Annotated in this window: 17 protein-coding genes and 1 tRNA gene; 6 read left to right on the top strand and 12 right to left on the bottom strand. The window is 56.7% G+C overall.

Annotated elements, in window-relative coordinates:
* Nucleotides 1–57 precede the first annotated feature (57 nt).
* Complete coding sequence (locus tag E3E42_RS09825) at nucleotides 58–855, bottom strand: SDR family NAD(P)-dependent oxidoreductase (protein ID WP_206206099.1); 798 nt, start codon at nucleotides 853–855, stop codon at nucleotides 58–60.
* Nucleotides 856–941: 86 nt separating this feature from the next.
* On the opposite strand from E3E42_RS09825, the gene E3E42_RS09820 reads away from it, so the two are divergent.
* Nucleotides 942–2,114 carry a nicotinate phosphoribosyltransferase gene (locus tag E3E42_RS09820; protein WP_167904560.1) on the top strand — a complete coding sequence of 391 codons (1,173 nt, stop codon included), beginning with the start codon at nucleotides 942–944 and terminating at the stop codon, nucleotides 2,112–2,114.
* A 67-nt stretch (nucleotides 2,115–2,181) separates the two neighbouring features.
* Here the strand turns inward: E3E42_RS09820 and E3E42_RS09815 are convergent, their stop codons facing one another.
* The 3 genes from E3E42_RS09815 to E3E42_RS09805 form a co-directional block, all read right to left on the bottom strand.
* Nucleotides 2,182–2,385, bottom strand: coding sequence for a ferredoxin (locus E3E42_RS09815; RefSeq protein WP_167904419.1), 204 nt, complete (start codon nucleotides 2,383–2,385; stop codon nucleotides 2,182–2,184).
* A 131-nt stretch (nucleotides 2,386–2,516) separates the two neighbouring features.
* Nucleotides 2,517–3,050 (bottom strand): metal-sulfur cluster assembly factor, encoded by a 534-nt coding sequence (locus tag E3E42_RS09810; protein WP_167904418.1) that lies wholly within the window; start codon nucleotides 3,048–3,050, stop codon nucleotides 2,517–2,519.
* Nucleotides 3,051–3,113: 63 nt separating this feature from the next.
* A complete protein-coding gene (locus E3E42_RS09805) occupies nucleotides 3,114–3,854 on the bottom strand; it encodes an ATPase (protein ID WP_167904417.1) in 741 nt (246 codons plus the stop codon).
* 109 nt (nucleotides 3,855–3,963) lie between these two features.
* Between E3E42_RS09805 and bpsA the strand changes: the two genes are divergently transcribed.
* Nucleotides 3,964–5,019: a N(4)-bis(aminopropyl)spermidine synthase gene (bpsA, locus tag E3E42_RS09800; protein WP_167904416.1), complete on the top strand. Its 1,056-nt coding sequence runs from the start codon at nucleotides 3,964–3,966 to the stop codon at nucleotides 5,017–5,019.
* Nucleotides 5,020–5,037: 18 nt separating this feature from the next.
* On the opposite strand, the gene E3E42_RS09795 is transcribed toward bpsA, so the two are convergent.
* The 5 genes from E3E42_RS09795 to E3E42_RS09775 all read right to left on the bottom strand — a co-directional run bounded on the left by E3E42_RS09795 (nucleotide 5,038) and on the right by E3E42_RS09775 (nucleotide 12,502).
* Nucleotides 5,038–6,807 carry a hypothetical protein gene (locus E3E42_RS09795; protein ID WP_167904415.1) on the bottom strand — a complete coding sequence of 590 codons (1,770 nt, stop codon included), beginning with the start codon at nucleotides 6,805–6,807 and terminating at the stop codon, nucleotides 5,038–5,040.
* Between the two features lie 43 nt (nucleotides 6,808–6,850).
* Entirely contained in the window at nucleotides 6,851–8,827 is a 1,977-nt protein-coding gene (locus E3E42_RS09790) for a S8 family serine peptidase (RefSeq protein WP_167904414.1), read from the bottom strand.
* A 301-nt stretch (nucleotides 8,828–9,128) separates the two neighbouring features.
* A complete protein-coding gene (locus E3E42_RS09785; protein ID WP_167904413.1) occupies nucleotides 9,129–10,946 on the bottom strand; it encodes an aldehyde ferredoxin oxidoreductase family protein in 1,818 nt (605 codons plus the stop codon).
* Between the two features lie 163 nt (nucleotides 10,947–11,109).
* Nucleotides 11,110–12,234, bottom strand: a complete 1,125-nt coding sequence (locus E3E42_RS09780) for a tungsten cofactor oxidoreductase radical SAM maturase (protein WP_167904559.1) — start codon at nucleotides 12,232–12,234, stop codon at nucleotides 11,110–11,112.
* 190 nt (nucleotides 12,235–12,424) lie between these two features.
* A tRNA-Arg gene (locus tag E3E42_RS09775) sits at nucleotides 12,425–12,502 on the bottom strand.
* 140 nt (nucleotides 12,503–12,642) lie between these two features.
* On the opposite strand from E3E42_RS09775, the gene E3E42_RS09770 reads away from it, so the two are divergent.
* Genes E3E42_RS09770 through E3E42_RS09760 form a run of 3 tightly spaced genes read left to right on the top strand, consistent with a single transcriptional unit; the run spans nucleotide 12,643 to nucleotide 14,339 of the window.
* Nucleotides 12,643–13,008: a BlaI/MecI/CopY family transcriptional regulator gene (locus E3E42_RS09770; RefSeq protein ID WP_167904412.1), complete on the top strand. Its 366-nt coding sequence runs from the start codon at nucleotides 12,643–12,645 to the stop codon at nucleotides 13,006–13,008.
* Nucleotides 13,009–13,013: 5 nt separating this feature from the next.
* Nucleotides 13,014–13,796 carry a M48 family metallopeptidase gene (locus E3E42_RS09765; protein WP_167904558.1) on the top strand — a complete coding sequence of 261 codons (783 nt, stop codon included), beginning with the start codon at nucleotides 13,014–13,016 and terminating at the stop codon, nucleotides 13,794–13,796.
* Nucleotides 13,797–13,802: 6 nt separating this feature from the next.
* Nucleotides 13,803–14,339: a cytidine/deoxycytidylate deaminase family protein gene (locus E3E42_RS09760; RefSeq protein WP_167904411.1), complete on the top strand. Its 537-nt coding sequence runs from the start codon at nucleotides 13,803–13,805 to the stop codon at nucleotides 14,337–14,339.
* On the opposite strand, the gene E3E42_RS09755 is transcribed toward E3E42_RS09760, so the two are convergent.
* Nucleotides 14,336–14,701, bottom strand: coding sequence for a DUF2304 domain-containing protein (locus E3E42_RS09755; protein WP_167904557.1), 366 nt, complete (start codon nucleotides 14,699–14,701; stop codon nucleotides 14,336–14,338). The two genes, E3E42_RS09760 and E3E42_RS09755, sit on opposite strands and share 4 nt — an antisense overlap.
* A gap of 5 nt (nucleotides 14,702–14,706) precedes the next feature.
* Complete coding sequence (locus tag E3E42_RS09750; RefSeq protein WP_167904410.1) at nucleotides 14,707–16,029, bottom strand: glycosyltransferase; 1,323 nt, start codon at nucleotides 16,027–16,029, stop codon at nucleotides 14,707–14,709.
* Between the two features lie 56 nt (nucleotides 16,030–16,085).
* Between E3E42_RS09750 and E3E42_RS09745 the strand changes: the two genes are divergently transcribed.
* A complete protein-coding gene (locus E3E42_RS09745; protein ID WP_167904409.1) occupies nucleotides 16,086–16,994 on the top strand; it encodes a glycosyltransferase 4 family protein in 909 nt (302 codons plus the stop codon).
* On the opposite strand, the gene cas6 is transcribed toward E3E42_RS09745, so the two are convergent.
* Entirely contained in the window at nucleotides 16,951–17,700 is a 750-nt protein-coding gene (cas6, locus tag E3E42_RS09740) for a CRISPR-associated endoribonuclease Cas6 (protein ID WP_167904408.1), read from the bottom strand. The two genes, E3E42_RS09745 and cas6, sit on opposite strands and share 44 nt — an antisense overlap.
* Between the last annotated feature and the right edge of the window lie 133 nt (nucleotides 17,701–17,833).

Raw genomic sequence — 17,833 nt, 5'->3', positions numbered from 1 at the left:
ACCGGAGAAATATGGGGAGGAGAGGTTAATAATATACTGGTACAACGCTCTAACTGCTCATGTTGACAGGAATCCCCCGTCCACGGGGATCACCGCGCCGTTCACGTAGCTCGCCAGGTCACTCGCGAGGAAGAGCATCACCCTGGCAACTTCGTCCGGCTGACCGAAGCGGCCCATCGGCAGGCGTGCGTTGAAGTTGAAGGATATGCTTATCTTCTCCACGTCGAGCTTCATTATCGCCTCCTTCTTGAGCCTCTTCACTCCCTCGGTCTCTATCCCGCCGGGGACTATAACGTTCGCCCTGATTCTCTTCCCGTAGTCCCTCGCTATCGCCCTCGTCAGCGCAACGACGCCGAGCTTGGCCGCGTCGTAATGGGCAAGGCCCTTCGCGAAGGGCAGGAAGGCCTCTATCGAGCTGACGTTGATGATGACGCCGCCTTTATCCTTCCGCGCCCTGACGAAGTGCTGGCACATCCAGAAGACGGAGTGGAGGTTTATCTCCATGACCTTTTCGTAGAAGCCCTCATCAACCTCCGTGAAGTCCCTGAACCAGTAGACGCCGGCGTTGTTGACGAGTATGTTCGGCTCGCTGCCCTCCAATTCCTTCCAGAGCGCGTCTATCTCGATTTTCCTGGAGAGGTCAATGCGGTGGGTGTTAACGCTCACCCCGAACTCCTCCGCGAGGGCCTTCGTCTCCTCCAGCCCGGACTCGTTGAGATCCACGAGTTCCAAATCCGCCCCGGCCTCTGCAAATCTAATCGCCGCCGCGCGGCCTATTCCAGATGCCGCGCCCGTGATGAGTGCACTTCTCCCCTTCAGGGAGACAAGTTCGTTTAGGGGTTTCAGGGTCACCATGTTTATTGATTTACAGTTCTCCCGATAAACTTTACTCAGAAAAGCCTTAAATCCAGGAGAGGGAAAAGTTGTTTCAGGTGAGGAAGATGAGGGATTTCTACATTGCCCACGAGGATGATATAAAAGCCGGAAAGACCACTGACGTTTACTTCATCAGGACGCGGAGGATACTCGTCGAAAAGGGCATCCACAAAAAGGTCTTCGCCGATGTCACAACGACGAGCCTCCCGCACGGCTGGAAGTGGGGTGTCCTGGCGGGGATCGAGGAGGTTGCAAAGCTTCTCGAAGGGCTGCCGATAAATGTCTACGCCATGCCGGAGGGAACGATATTCCACCCCTACGAGCCGGTTCTTCAGGTCGAGGGCTTTTACGAGGAGTTCGGAATCTATGAGACCGCCATGCTCGGCATGCTCAGCCAGGCGAGCGGCATAGCCACCGCGGCGCTCAGGACGAAGATAGCCGCGAACTTCAAGCCGGTCTACTCCTTCGGGATAAGGCACATGCATCCTGCCATCGCCCCGATGATAGACCGCTCGGCCTTCATAGGCGGCTGCGACGGGGTAAGCGGCGTCCTCGGCGCGGAGATGATGGGAGAAAAGCCCGCTGGAACCATGCCCCACGCGCTGATCCTCACGGTTGGCGACCAGGTCAAGGCCTGGAAGTACTTCGACGAGGTGGTCGAGCCCGAGGTTCCGAGGACTGCCCTGGTGGACACGCTGTGCGACGAGAAGTTCGAGGCCCTAATGGTGGCTGAAGCTTTGGGAGAGAGGCTCACCGCTGTCAGGCTCGACACCCCTGGCTCAAGGAGGGGCAACTTCAGGCGCATCATAGAGGAGGTCCGCTGGGAGCTCGACCTGAGGGGCTACGACTGGGTTAAGATATTCGTCAGCGGTGGCCTGAACGAGGATAGCATAAGGGAGATAGTCGACGTAGCCGATGCCTTCGGCGTCGGTGGAAGCATAGCCAGCGCCAAGCCGGTTGACTTTTCCCTCGACATCGTGGAGATCGAAGGGAAGCCCATCACCAAGCGCGGCAAGCTGAGCGGGAGGAAGCAGATATACCGCTGCGGGAACGGCCACTACCACAGGGTTCCAGCGGATAAAAAGCTGGAGAAATGTCCGGTCTGCGGGGCCAAGGTCGAGCCGCTCCTCAAGCCGCTCATTGAGAACGGTGAGATAGTGGCGGAGCTGCCAAAGGCGAGAGAGATAAGGGAGTACGTACTGGAACAGGCGGAGAAGTTCGGGCTTAGCCTGGAGTGACCTTTCCTCTTTTATCTTCTAAATCTCCCAGAAAAGCAGTATGCAATGAAGGGAAAAAGAAGAGGCTTCAGGCCTCCTCAACGGTTATGCAGCTGACCGGGCAGGCCTCAGCGGCCTCAACGGCGCAGTTGTAGAGGTTCTCGTCCTCGATAACCTCGACGATCGGCTGGGCCTTGCCCTCGTCGCCCATCTCAAAGACGTCCGGGCAGAGGCTGGCACAGATGGCATCTCCGATACAAACGTCCTGGTCAATCTTAACCTTCCACGCCATGGAACATCACCGGACTTAGATGAACCCAGGCGAATATAAACTTTTCGTCGGAGGAACGGACGCTGAAAGACGAAAATACGTAGAAAAAGGGAGCAAACCGCCCGGTGATGAACAAAAATTGACAGAATGGGTCAGTAGAGTCCAAGCCTTTTCTTGTACTCCGGGCTGATTCTGTCGGGCGTCCAGGGCGGGTCGAAGGTTAGCTCGATTTCGGCGTCCTTAACGCCGGGAATCTCCAGTATCTTGTCCTCGACGGCCCGGAGAATCCACATGGTAAGGGGGCAGCCCGGCGTCGTCATCGTCATCCTGACGTAGACTGTGTTGTCAGGGTTGAGCTTCAGCTCATAGATGAGGCCAAGGTTCACCACGTCGATTCCGATCTCGGGGTCTATAACCTCCTTGAGCTTCTCGAGTATATCCTCCTCGGTCAGCTCAACGCTTTCACCGCCTTCCTGAACTTCGCGTTCGCGGTTGATGGTTATCAAACCGATTCCCTCGAGCTTCCCAAGCTCCGAGTGGAGCTTTATGAGGACGTTGTCTATGTCGGGAGTGTCCTTCGCGAGTGTAACGGTGACGTCCCCCTTCTCGTTCACCTCGATGGATTTGACGAACTTTTCGTCAACGACTGCTTTAATAGCGTTCTCAACTTCCTCTTTCGTGACCATTATTCACCACCTGGGTGAAGTTCAAGATGACAGATTTAAACCTTTTGGGTCAGAAATGGGTAGCTACTGGGATAGGATGTCGAATATCAGCCTCTCCGCCATCTCAGGAGTAAGTGCCCTTGCGCGGAGCTCCCTCAAGACCCTCTGAATGCCAAACCTCTTCAGGACCGGTGAGTTCTTCGCCGCGGACTTCCAGAGGGTGCATCCGAAGCCGAGGGCATACTTTCGTCCGAGGGTTGCTATTGCCTCGCCCTTGTCAAGGGCCAGAAAGGCCGGAAAGTTCAGGATAACCACGTCCCCATTCCTGTGGATTGATATAAGGCCGGAGCTCAGGAGGTCGCCTGAAGCGACGATTTTTATCCCGTTCTTCCTGGCGTAGTCTTCGATGGCGTCCATAACCATCGTGTGGCAGCGGCCGCAAACCGGTGCCCCCTTCCTTATCTGCTCCCTCATCTCGTCCATATATCCCGGCATCTCCACGAAAACCGCACCCTGCGTCATGGCATTGAGGAGAACCGGCTCCCTCATCTGGGGAAGCCTGGCCGTTACGGGCACGACGTCGAAGCCGGCCCAGCGGAGTATCCTTAGCGTCGCCGTGCTGTCGGAGCCGGCGGAGAAGGCCAGGGCTATCTTCACGTCAACAGGTGAGCGGTCAAATTCCTTCCCGTAAAGGCGGTATTCTACCAAGGCTCTCAGACGGGAATAGGCTTCTTCGCCGATATCTCCCCTAACCCGCTCAAGGGCATCCAGGTTGTACTCGAGGCGGTACCTTTTGACGAAGTCGTCTCCCACGGGACCTATCATCGGAGACCCAATCGGGGGATGGTTTATTAAACTTGCCGCTGGGAAAACCTTAAAAGAGGCCCACCCTAACCCCGTTCACGAACCAAAAATCCTTCTGGAGGTGCTTGCGATGATCGAGATAGTGGAGAGGGTCAGGGAGAAGACGAGCATCCCCGTTTACGAGAGAACGGTCGAGAACGTTCTGAGCGCCATCCAGGCGAGTGGAGACGTCTGGAGGATAGTGGATCTTAGTGAGGAGCCGCTCCCGCTCGTCGTGGCGGTCATAACGGCGCTCCACGAGCTCGGCTACGTCGCCTTCGACGGTCCGAACGTCGTCCTCACTCAGAGCGGCAGGAAGCTGGTGGAGAAGTACGGGATCGGCGCCAGAAAGGACTACACCTGCTCCCACTGCGAGGGCAAGACGGTCGAATTGGATGCCTTCAGCGATATGCTCGAGCAGTTCAAGGAGATAGTCAAGGACAGGCCCCAGCCGAAGCACGACTTCGACCAGGCCTACGTTACGCCAGAGACGACCGTGGCGAGGATAGCCCTCATGCACACCCGCGGGGACCTCGAGAACAAGGAGGTCTTCGTCCTCGGCGACGACGACCTGACCAGCATAGCCCTCATGCTCTCCGGCCTGCCGAAGCGCATTGCCGTCCTCGACATTGACGAGAGGCTCGTGAAGTTCATCGAGAAGACCGCCGACGAGCTCGGCTACGAGAACATCGAGATGTTCACCTTCGATCTCAGGGAGCCGCTCCCGGACTACGCGCTCCACAAGTTCGACACCTTCATAACCGACCCGCCCGAGACCGTTGAGGCCATAAGGGCCTTCGTCGGCAGGGGGATAGCGACCCTCAAGGGGCCCGGCTGCGCCGGCTACTTCGGCATAACGAGGCGCGAGAGCTCCCTCGACAAGTGGCGCGAGATCCAGAGGGTTCTCCTCAACGAGTTCGGCGTCGTTATAACCGACATCATCAGGAACTTCAACGAGTACGTGAACTGGGGTTATGAAGAGGAGACGCGCGCCTGGAAGCTCCTGCCGGTCAAGGTCAGGCCGAGCTACAACTGGTACAAGAGCTACATGTTCAGGATCCAGACGCTCGAGGGCTCGAAGGGCTTCGAGGAGAGGATCACCGTCGGCGACGAGCTCTACAACGACGAGGAAGCTTCAACCACCTGAAAACCAAAGAGAAGGGGATCACCCCTTCCCTTTTCTCCTGCCTCTCAGGACCACGATTCCGGCCAGGCTAATCAGCATGACTCCGGCCCCGATGTAGAGGTAGGCCGTTTTTCCTTCCTCAGTCTCAGGTTCGGCGGCGCGGAAACCATTGACCCCGTAGGCGGTTATTGCCAGGGGGTTCTTCGACGGGTAAATGACGACGTAGCCGTCCAGGCCCCCAACCACCGCCTCCCCCGTTGCGTTGCCGATGTAAGAACCGTTCTCCACGAGCAGGAAGGTGGCGTTGGCCAGTTTCACCGTTTCGCCCTCTACCTCCGGGTCGGGTATCTCCGCGTAGAGCAGGTTCCTGAGGAACGAGACCGCCCTCTCGTAAACCTCAGAGTCCTCAAGCCCCGCTTCCTGAAGCGCCCAGGCGACCCTTGCCGTCGAGGTAATCCCGGCTATCGAACCCTGGGTGTAGGGGAAGGCCCCGTTGTCGTACTGCCTCTCCGCAAGCAGGCTCAGGGTCTCATTAAGCTCGTTCTCCATTCCGAACTCGCTGAAAACTATGGCCGCGTGGGCGAGGTAGTAGGTGGGGACGTTGTAGTAAACGGGGTTTCCGGTTTTCGGGTCCGTAGTTTTGAGCATCCACGTCAGATTCTTGCTGAGGTAGTCGAGCGAGGGGGAGTAGTTGTAGCTCACATTGAGGAACCTGAAGACCTCCACAACGTACTCGGTGTTGTAAAAGTCCCTCCAGACGCCGTTCTTTCCAGTCGAAAGGAGGTAGCTCACCTCTTTGTCGTAATCTATGCCCATGAGAGCCTTAACCCTCGCCAGCTCAGCCACCTGCCAGGGAAGGAGGGCGGAAATGCCGGAGGGCAACTCGGGGGTCTCGTTGCAGAGAAGGCGGTAGTCGGCGAGGATTACCCTTTCCCAGTCGTCAGTAGGGTTTATCTTGGAGAGGTACGGGCACGCTATGGGGCGGAGCTCCTCAAAGCCCTGGATTCTGGAAACGCTCAAAAGATCGAGGACGCGGTAGTGAAGGACGCCCCAGAAGCCGAAGTGCTCCCTCTTAAGCAGTTCCTCGCGGTATTTCTCATCTCCCGTCGCGTAGAGTGCCATTGCCACGGCGACTGTGGAGTCAAAGTCCCCGCCCAGCTCAACCTTCTCGCCGAGGTAGGCGAGGGCGAAGGCACGGTAGGCTTTCATCTCGCCTTCCACTTCCATCTCCCTGAGCTTCTCCCTTTCACCGAGCGCCATGTACCCAAATATCCGCTCCGTATCTGTCTTGGGCTCGGTTCCCATCAGCCAGCCCTGGGCGCGGTTTATGGCCTCTTCCACCTGCTTCCTGAAGCCCACGAGGGTCTCGTTGATGTAGCCCCCACCAACGAACTCCCTGAGAGCTATTAACGCCAGTGCCGTGTCGGTGTAGTCGTTCCAGGAGCCGTCAGGGTTCTGCTTGTATATCAGCCAGTATGCGGCGCTGTTGAGAGTCTGGCCGTACCTGCCGCGGGCGACGTTTTCGCCCCTCATCAACGCGAGCATCGCCATGGCCGTGTACTTGGCCTCGTGCTCCTCCCCGCTGGCGAAGCCCCAGGAGTCGAAGGGCGTCCTTATCACCATCAGCCACTCGCAGCCCTCCAGAACCTTCCCGTAGTCCCCGGTTCTGTAAAGGGCCAGAACTGCAAAGGCTGTGTCCGGAACGGTCGGCTCGTAGACGTAGGGCCTGATTTGAGCTTCCCCAGCGCGAACCGGCACGGCGGATAAAAGCATGAGCGTGAGCAGGGTTATTACCAGAAGCTTCCTCACTTCGATCACCCCAGAAACGAAAGAAAAGAGGGGTTAAAATGGTTCACCCGTAGTAGACCTTTCCGTAGAGGGTGTAGGAGGCCCAGCCGTAGGTGTTGTAGGCGTAGACGAGGAACGTCCAGTCGCCGGGAGCCGGGTTGCTGTACTCGACGTGCTCGTTGCTGTTGTAGCTCTCGGAGCGGTCCACGATGTTGCCGTTCGGGTCGTAGAGGTAGAGGTCAAGGTCGTGGGCGCTGGTGTCGAAGACGAGGTCGCCGGTTATCCTGGTGGCCCCGCTGTTCACGGTCATCTTGAAGCTGTCGCTCCTGTCGTAGTAGTCGTGGACGGAACCGGTGAAGGTCTGCTCATCGACGGTCGGCTCGGTCGGGGTGGGAGTGGTTCCGCCGGACTGGCTCAGAGAGCCGTCGCTGACGACGTCAACCTGGTAGTTGGCTGCACCGCTGTAGCTGACGACCTTGAGCGTCCAGGTTCCGGCGGTCGGGTTGTAGTAGCCGACCTTTTCGAAGCCGTAGTAGGCGGTGTAGGAGTAATCAACCTGGTTGCCGTTCGGGTCGTAGAGGTAGAGGTCAAGGTCGCTTCCGCTGTTGTCCCAGTAGAGGGTGGCGGTGACGAAGGTGGCTCCGCTTACCTCGAAGGAGTGGCTGGCGCTACCCTTGTCGGCGACGGAGCCGGTGAAGGCGAGCTTGGAGAGGCTGTCGTAGTAGGCCGCCTTGTAGGCGTTCACTCTACCGGCACCGTAGGCGATGTCCGCTATCTCGTCGGGCTTGACTACGTCGGCGGTCTCGATGAGGGCGGTCTTGACCTTGTCAGGGGTCCAGTCCGGGTGAGCCTGGAGTATGAGGGCGGAGATTCCGGCGACGTGCGGGGTGGCCATCGAGGTTCCCGGGGCGGCGACGTAGTAGTCACCGATGGTAACGTCGGTGAGCTGGGTTCCGCTGGCTCTAGCCGCTATGATCCAGTTGCCCGGAGCGACGACCTCGGGCTTGAGCCTGTTGTCGGCGGTTGGTCCCCTGCTTGAGAAGTCGGTTATGACGTCGTACTTATCGACGGCGCCAACGGTGATGACCTTGCTGGCCGCAGCAGGGGAACCGACGGTGTACTTGTCGGGCCCGCTGTTTCCAGCGGCGACACAGACGACTATTCCAGCGTCCCAGGCGTTGTTCACGGCCTGGCTGAGGGAGTCGGTACCGTCGGAGCTCTGGCTCGAGCCAAGGGAGAGGTTGATGACCCTTATTCCGTACTTGTCCTTGTTCTGGACCGCCCAGTCCACACCGGCTATGATGTCGGAGATGCTTCCCGAACCGTCGGCACCGAGGACCTTAATGCCCACGAGCTTGGCACCGGGGGCCATTCCCTTGTACTTGCCGTTGCTGGCCGCTCCGGTTCCGGCTGCTATCGAAGCGACGTGGGTTCCGTGGCCCTGGTCATCGTAGGAGGTGGTCTTTCCGTTAACGAAGTCCTTCCAGCCGATGACCTTGCCCTGGAGGTCCGGGTGGGAGGCGTCGATACCGGTGTCGACGATGGCGATGGTTATTCCCGAGCCATCGTAGCCGAGGTTCCACATGTTGGTGGCCATGACCTGAGCGGCCGACTCGTCAAGGCCCTCTGTTTCAACGTTGACCTGAACCTTGTAGTCCTCCTGAATGAACTTGATTCCAGAGACCTTCGTGCTGCCGAAGAAGCCGGTGTCGATCATACCGGCGATGAGCAGGAGGTCCCTGACCTTCATTTTAACCGCGACGGCGGGGATTATCCTGTAGGAGTATTTAATCTGCGCTCCCATAGTTTCCAGTACCCTCACGGCCCTATCCCTGTCCTGTGGACTGCCAAACATTATAACCGTGCTGATCTCCTGGTTCCAGTCCATTCCCTGAACCTTTTTGAACAGTCCTGGGGTCAGGAGGCCGTAGTTCTTCTGGACCTGCGGGGCAACCGCAGGCTTGGCCGGCACGGCCGCAACCGCACCCGCCATCATTCCGACGAGTAACAGGGCAACCACCAGCATCTTCCATCCTTTCATGGTTCGACACCTCTTTTCAACAGCGTGTTTTAATATCCATCCGGGTATCACACCCGTCATCGAGGTTCTAATGTGGACACTCAAATATAAGGTTTTCGGACATCAAAACGTACGTTGAACATATCGGGCGAAATTTCCGGGAATTTTGTTGATATTTGTAAACTAATTGCATGCCATATCGTAACTTAAGGCTGAATAAATCGTGCCCGATTGCCCGGTTAATCCATGAGAATATCCTGAAAGTACCATATACTGAAAAATCTACAAAACGTGAAAAATAAACCAAAGTGGAAAACTTGCCTCAGAGTTCCCCGATTCCGAGCTCCTTCATCTTCTCTTCGGTTATCTTCCCGTCCTCGGTCCAGCCGCGGAACTTGTAGTACTTCGGAAGCATCAGGTGTAGCCTGACGACGTGCCCCTTGTTCGGCCCGTTCCTGACGGGCTCCTCAAGCAGTCTCTTCGGCAGGGTGTCCTCCTTGAGCGGGTCGAGGCCGGCCCTGAGGTTGAAGAGCCTCTCGGCGTTCCAGATGCGCTCGCCTATCTTGAGGTACTCCTCGGTCGAGAGGTCCCAGCCAAGGGCCGCGTTCAGCATGTCGCGGTAGTCGTCGGCGCCGAGTCCGAAGGTCGTAAACACACAGAGTCCGGCGGCGTCAATTAGAGCCGTGAGATCCTGGAAGAGGATGACCATCTTGACCTTCTCGTCGCCGATGTCGTGCGGATCCATCTTGTACGGGTAGCCGAGAATCTCGGGGCTGATCATGTACTGCTTGATGTGGCAGCCACCGCGGTTGTTGGTGGCGTAGCCGAGACCGTGTCCCTCTGCTCCGCGCGGATCGTAAGCTGGAAGCTCCTGCTTCTTGACGCCCATGAAGTACTCGGTGTGACCGTACATCTCGGCCAGGCGGTAGCCACCTTCGGCCAGCTTGTCACCGAAGCCCTCCCTCTTGGCTATCTTCTCGATGTAGTAGTGCAGAACCTCCGTGTTGCCCCACCTGAAGGGGGGAGCCTCCTCTCCGAGGTCCTCCTGCTTGAGCAGGCCCTTCTCGTAGAGCTCCATCGCAGTCGCGAGGGTTCCGCCGAGGCTTATGGTGTCCATACCGTACTCGTCGGCCCAGTGGTTGGCCTCGATGATGCTCGCGAGGTCGTTAATGCCGTTGTGCGCTCCGAGCGCCCATATGCTCTCGTACTCAGGCCCCTCGGTGACCCCCGTGGTCGGGAGCTTGTTGACCCTTCCACAGCCTATCGGACAGGCGTAGCACGGCTTGTTCCTTATCAGGTACTTGGCCGCCATGGCCTCACCGCTCTGCTCCTCCGCATACTCGAACTGGCTGTACTGGAAGTTCCTCGTTGGGTACAGACCGTTCTGGTTGATTATGTTCACGAGGACGGCCGTTCCGTACTTCGGCAGTCCACCGCCGGCGGTCGGGTCGTTCCTGAGCTTGTCGGTCTTCTCCTTGACGACGCTCGTGAACTTCGCCCTGTCGGCAACCTCAACGCGCTTGTGTCCGCGGACGACTATCGCCTTCAGCTTCTTGCTTCCCATCACTGCACCAACGCCACCCCTACCTGCGGCCCTGTGCTCATCGTTCATCACCGCGGCAAAGCGAACGAGGTTCTCACCTGCTGGACCTATGAGTGCAACGCGGATTCTCTTGTCTCCGATTTCCTCCTTGAGGACCTCCTCGGTCTCGGTGGAGGTCTTGCCCCAGAGGTGGCTCGCGTCCCTGAGCTCGACGCTCTCGTCGTTTATGTAAAGGTAAACCGGGTGGTCGGAGGCTCCCTCCACTATGATGGCGTCCCAGCCCGCGAACTTCAGCTCCGCACCAAAGAATCCGCCCGAGTTCGCCATTGCAATATAGCCCGTCAGCGGGCTCTTGGTTATCACCATGTACCTCCCGCCGGTCGGTGCCGTCGTTCCGGTCAGAGGCCCGGTGGCGTATATAATCTTATTCTCGGGGCTCAGCGGGTCCACGGTGGCGTCCATCTCCTTGAGGAGATAGTAGATGCCAAAACCCCTCGTTCCCAGCCATTTCTTCGCGAATTCCTCGCCAAAATGCTCCTCTTTTACGGTCCCGTTTGTCAAGTTCACTCTCAAAATTTTTCCCCAATACGCAAACATACTCTGAAGCCTCCAGCAGTTCTTGGAAACATTTTTGTACATTGATGTTAATAAATTTGACGAAAGCAGAAGAATGCGACATTGATGAACAAATTAACTCCTTCTGTTTAACAAACTTCTCCGGGGAAAGATGAATTCAATGCACGATATCGATGGAACGACCTCACCAGAATCCCTTCATGCCCTTCTCAGGAATCGGGCAGAGAACTATACGCCTTGACCAGAGGCAGTCCGCGCAGCTTGGAGTATTGCCCCAGCAGTCGTAGTGGGTGTCCTGGACAAAGGAGCAGGACTCGTTGAGGGGACAGTCGGTACAGCTCGGGTAGAGGGCGTTTTTAACAACGTAGCGGAACCAGCTGTATTCCCTGCTCGTCCATATATCCCTCAGGCTCTTCTCCCTGACGTTGCCGAAGGAGTGGGCGTAAACCTTCTTCTCCCTCCCGAAGACTATCTCGGGGTAGGTGTGCAGGAAGCGGTAGCATGGCGCTACTTCGCCGTCCCATCGAATTACGGCAACCTTCTTGTCAACGAACTCACACTTGCGCTCCGTCCTCAGGGAGAACTCGGCTATTTTGTGCAGGTAACCGTGGTAAATTGCTTCCAGCTTATCGACGATGGGCTTCATATCGACGCTCCCATCATAAACGATTAGCTCGGAGTGCTCCTTGGTGATTGGGATAAGGTTTGAGATCAGGAGCGTATCAACCCCGAGGGAGCCGACGTAGTGCGCTATCTCCGGTAGCTCCTCGTAGTTCTCCTTCGTTGCGACGACCTCGACGCCGATGTGTGGAACGTCGCTCCCGAGTTCTCTCTTGACCTCCTGTATCTTCCTTATGCGCGAGCTTGTGTAGTCGGGCTTTATGTGGCCTATATCAACGGGCTGAGTTGGGATGGAGTCGATTGAAAAGTATATCAGATCAAGGCCAATTTCAACAAGCGTCCTTATGCGTTCATCCGTTAGAAGGAAGCCGTTGGTGCTTATGCCGAGGGCGAAGCCGCGTTTCTTGACCTCTCTGGCCATGTTCATGAAGCGCGGGTGAACGGTCGGCTCGCCAATTCCCCCAAAATATATCATCTCCAGCTCAGGGAGCTCCTCGGCGTCGTCGAGTATCTTCATGAAAAGCTCCCAGTCCATATCGCCTTCGGGGTCCTCCCAGTACTGCTTGAAGCACATCTCACAGCGGAGATTACAGCGGTTGGTTATCTCAAGGTAGAGGTATCTAAGGTCCGGTTTCTTGGGGATTAAAACCCTGTAGTCCGACAAATCGAAAAGGTGATGGTTTTCCATAACTGACACCTAACGGGAAAGTTAAAGGTGATCCCTTATAACGGTTGGTGGACAGTCTTGGGCAACGAGTTTCTCAACCAAAAGCTTCCAAACCCAGACACTCCAAGTGACTGAAGAAACCACTGAACAAGAAAGCCTCTAGGAGGAGCCACCAACTCTGATCAAACTTCGCACAGGCGAAGTTTGTAACTGGCGGGCCGGGCGGGATTTGAACCCGCGACCTTCGGCTCCGGAGGCCGACGCTCTATCCATGCTAAGCCACCGGCCCACACCCATAGTTATTCCAGGCGGGGATTTAAAAATCTAATTCTTCACCAAAAGGAGGCACTGTACACAGTGGTACCTGATTGCACAAAAACTTTTTAGCCCCGACACCCTATCATACATTAAGGGAAGGATGGTGGTAACATGGAGCCGCACGAGTTCAAGCTTACCGAGGAGGGAATGAAGGCCGTTCTCCCACCGCTCGAGGCAGAGATAATGGAGCACATGTGGAAGGTCAAGGTGGCAACGGCCGGCCAGGTCTACGAGTACATGAAGGAGAAGCACCCCGATATAAGGCGTTCGACCATAAGCATACTCATGAACCGCCTCTGCGAAAGGGGACTGCTCAAGAGGAGCGTTGAGAAGGGAAGGGGTGGAATGAGGTACGTCTACGCCATAACCGCCACCAGAGAGGAGTTTGAAGAAAAGGTTGTCCAGAGCATACTGGATGCCCTTATGACGAACTTCAAGGAGGCGACCTACGCTTACCTGTCCAGGATCAAGAAGTGATGACGATGCTGTTCATCGTAATGGCCATTGAGGTCCTGCTGGCAGTGATAGCACTGGCTGAGCTGGGCCTTGAAATATCGCTGGTGGTCTTCGGGACCGTGCTGGCGCTCTACGTGTGGGCCTCAACCCACGACATCAAGGGCGAGTACGTTCCCCTCCAGCGGAGCGAGATGCCCTGGCTCTACGACGGCATCGCAGAGATGGCCAGGAAGGCGGGCCTGCCGATGCCAAGGGTATACATACTGGACGAGTACATCCCCACCGCGTACTCCTTCAAGAATACGATAGTGCTTTCACTCGGCCTGTTCGAAGTCCTCGATCAGGAGGAGATACTGGCGGTGGCCGCACACGAGCTGGGACACATAAAGAACGGCGACACCAGGACCTTCCCGGTTCTTGCCTACGGAAGGTACCTTATGGTGATGTTCACGGCGATCCTGATGATTCTGACCAGAAGCCTGGTTATCAGTGCCGCCTCACTGACGCTCCTGGGCCTCTATGAGGTGACCCGCGCGAACTTCCACAAGGAGCGGGAGTTCCAGGCGGACGAGACCGCCCTGAGGCTCCTCGACACACCGATGAACCTCAAGCGCGCCCTGGAGGAGCTGAAGTACTACGAGGACCTCCGCGTCGGCATCAAATCAAGCGTGCTCCCGAGCATCGAGCCATCAATCGAGAGGAAGCAGAAGGTTCAAATAATCGAGACCCACCCAAGCTACGATGAAAGGATATTCCGGATCATCATCGAGATAGACGGAAACAACATGTTCAATAAGCGCATGCAGTGATGAACCATGCCGGTTGAAATCTTCCTGGACAGGGAGAAGGCGGACAGGATAAAGCGGATACGGCCGACCAAGGACGAGTACTTCATGCTTATAGCTAAGCTCGTATCGCTCCGCGCGACGTGCCCGAGGCTCCGCGTTGGGGCCGTCGCCGTCAAGGACGGCTACATCCTGGCCACTGGATACAACGGGGCCCCGCGCGGAATGGATCACTGCATCGACGCCGGCTGCCTGATAGTCGATGGACACTGCCACAGGGCCGTTCACGCGGAGCAGAACGTTATAGCCATGGCCGCCAGGAAGGGTATAAGCCTCGAGGGGGCAACGCTCTACGTCACCCACTTCCCCTGCGACACCTGCTTCAAGATAGTCATAAACGCCGGAATAAAGGAGATAGTCTACGAGGATATGTACCCCAACGAAGCGACGGAGATTCTGCTGAAGGAGGCCCAGAGGAAGGGGATAGTGAAAATACGACAGTTCAAACTGCCAAAGGAGCGCGTTAAGGCATTCCTGGAGGAACTCTTTGGGGAGTTCAGGGTTTAGTGCTTCTTTTCCATCTCCTCAAGCCTTCTGTTTATTTCCTCAAGCTCTATCGCTATCTTTCTCGTCAGTTCTGTTATCTCCCGCTCGGTTTTATCGACCGTGAGATAAATCCTGAAGACGAGTATGTAGGAGAGACCGATTCCTATGACGAACAGGGCGTCGAGACCCCTCCCAAGGCCGAGGAGTTTCCTGATCTCGTTGGCTATCTGAACCGGGAATATCGAGACCACCAGCAGACCGATGAGAATGGCCTCCCAGAAGAGAAAGTCACCCCACTCGAACTCGCCGCGGCCGTACCTGCCCAGGACGTATACCATCAGGATGAGGACGACCGCTATGGCTATGTACTGAACCGCATACATATCCATCACCTCAGCTTATCGAACAGCAGGTTGAGCGCGATTTTAACGCCCTCAAATATGTTGGTGCCCTTTTTCATCGAGTACTCCGTATAGACGGCCTTTATTGGAACCTCAACTATTCTGCACCCGCTTTTGGCGGCCTCAATGATGATTTCGCTCGAAACGGCGTACCTGTCGCAGGTTATCCTTATCCTGGCCGCACAGTCATGGTTGAAACAGCGCAGACCACTCTGACTGTCGCTGACGTACTTCCTGGCAAAAACTGCTGTTATCGCGTCGAGGACGAAGTTGCCAAAGCGCTTGACAAACGGCATCTGACTGGTGTCGCCCCTGAGGCGGGAGCCGACCGCGAAGTCCGCTTTACCCTCGGCAACGGGCTTCATTACGCGGAGGGCGTCGCTCACGAGGTGCTGACCGTCGGCATCGAAGGTGAGGATCAGCCGGGCGTTTTTCCTGAGTGCGTAGGCGATGCCCGTGCCGAGGGCACCGCCGAGCCCCCTGTTAACCAGGTGCGTGAGAACGTGAACGCCCTTTGAGCGGGCTATCTCCTCGGTCCCGTCGCGGGAGCCGTCGTTGACAACGATTATCTCGTCGCGCCTGAAGTAGCGCAGCAGATCCTCCAAAACGGTGCCCACCATGCGCTCCTCGTTGTAGGCAGGGACGACGATATACGTGTCCAGAAGGGTCTCAATTAGACTTCTGAACTCCTCCATCGTTGGAACCTCGAAGTCCGGCTCCACATCGACGGAGAAGCTCATCCTTCCAGACTCGTGGGAGGTTATCATGACCGAGAGCGCTCCAAGCTCCTTCGCAGGCAGTATATCGTAACCGTGGTCGCCGACTACGAGGGTTCTGGTCGGCTCAACGCCGAGGGCTTCGATTATCCGCCCCAGCTGGCCGGCGTTCGGTTTAAGCTCCCCCGGAGGGACATCGTCCCGCGTGGACACCACGCTGAAATATCCAGCTATGCCGTGCATCTCAAGGGCCCTGAGAGCCGCCATCCTGGAGCTGCGGGTCATCACCGCCATCCGGATACCCCTTTCCCTGAGAAACTCCAGGGTTTCCCTGACGCCTTCAAAGAGAAAGCTCTCAGATATGCGCTCGGTTTCAAGCTCCACCATATGAGAATAGAGCTCTCCGAAGTTCCTGCCCGTTTCCCCAGCTATCCTCTGGAGACTCTCGTACATGGGGGTGAGATCCCCCAGGACCTCCTCCGGTATTCCCTCGGCCAGGAGCCTGGATTTCAGCTCCTCCTTGAGTTGAGTAAAGGGTTTTGGAGCACCAACGAGCGTTCCATCGAGGTCGAAGACCACGAGCCTCACGTCCATGCCGTCCACCGAAGGGTTTATTTTTGGGCGTTCCTACAAGCGAAGGGTGCCTGGATATGATAGAGGTTGCTCCGCTTATAGGTTTAACCCTGACGTTCATCCTCACCCCTTACCTCTCGGGGAGATTGAAGCAAGCTGGCATCATCGGAAGGGACATACACAAGCTCGACCGGCCCGAAGTTGCCGAGATGGGCGGACTGGCGCTCCTCGTTGGCATCCCATTAGCGCTGGCACCGTCCCTCGATCCCGAAACCGCCCGGGCCCTCCTTGTATTCATGCTCTTCGGAGTCGTTGGAATCGTGGACGACCTGACGGCACTCAGACAGTCCCACAAGGTGGTCCTCTCCCTCCTGGTCGCGGTTCCAACCGCGTTCTTCGGGGCATCCTCAAGGATAGACATCCTCGGCCACACCATCGATCTTGGAATCCTCTACCCAGTCTTTGCGGTGCTTTTCGTTACGGGCTCGGCAAACCTGGTGAACCTGCTGGCAGGTTTCAACGGTCTCGAGATTGGAACCTCCGCCGTGGCCCTGGGCGTTCTGGCTGTGGTGACCGACGGACCCGCCAGGGGTCTGGCGCTGGCGGGATTCGGCGCCGCCCTGGGGTTCCTGTGGTGGAACCGCTACCCCGCGAGGGTCTTCCCAGGCGATACGGGAACGCTGAGCATGGGGGCGCTGATTGGGCTCGTTGGGATACTCGGAAAGGTCGAACTTTACGCGGCGATACTCCTCGTCCCGCACTTTCTGGACTTCGTGATAAAGGCGGTTGGAGTCAGGTTCGGGGTCAGGAAACATGGAAGAACGGAAGTGCTGCCCGACGGGACGCTGAGGGCACCGCCGTACCCCAGCTTTCTGGGAACGATAATGAGAACGGTCAGGGTGAACGAGCCGAGGCTCGTCGCGATAGTCTGGGGGATAGAGTTCATTCTCGGGCTTCTGGTTCTTGCTCTTCATCTATCACCTTGACCATCCCGAAGCCGTACCTCGTTTTTTCCCCAAAACCGTTCTCATAGCCGAAGCGGGCGATCTCGGAGGAGCCGGTGTAGCGGAATATCATGAGCGAGCCGCGGTAGTATGTGTCCTTAACGAGTATCCTGACGGGCTTGAACTTGACAACGTCTATTGAAAAGTCCCTCTCCTCGGGCATCTCCCCCATTATGGCAGAATAGCGCATGAGCATTACCTTGCGGAGCTTGTCAAAGAAGCTCTCCTCGTTGGGGTAGAGGTCCCATATCTTCATCCGGTTGCCGCTCAGCTTAACCGTCCTGACCATTATCGGGCTCAGCGTCGAGAACAGGGCGCTCTCCTTTATCCTGGGTTCCTTGAGGACCTTTATGTCATCGGCGATGAAAGTGGCGTCCCCTATCTGCAGAATCGGGCTGTCGATGAAGCCCTCAACGACCGCTTTTATCAGCTCGTTCGAGGAGGACGATACGTAGAGCGAGACGTCGTCCGAGAGAACCCTAATCCCCCTGTCCGGGATGAGCTCGCGCTTCCGCACCATTATGCGGGAAAATGTGAAGTAGTCAACATGGCTCACTTCTGCTTCCCTGGCTATTTCAGGGGAGACTACCGCCATTTTAGCCACAAGCTGAGTGTAAACGTCGTAATTGTAGTTAAACGGCAGAATCGTGCCCTCCTCCGCGGGCCTGAACTTTATCTCCACCCTCATTACAACCCACCCCTTGATATAGCCTTTCTATACTTCGCGTTTAAAGTTAATAAGAATTTCGCAGATTAAACCACGGGAGGATTACTTCAAAGAGATGTCGGGAGAATCCGCACGTTTTGTACCAACAAGTATA

It is taken from the genome of Thermococcus sp. JdF3 (genome assembly GCF_012027495.1).
Classification (GTDB): domain Archaea; phylum Methanobacteriota_B; class Thermococci; order Thermococcales; family Thermococcaceae; genus Thermococcus.
The sequence above is the reverse complement of the archived record's forward strand: the minus strand, read 5'-3'. Positions and strand labels throughout refer to the sequence as shown.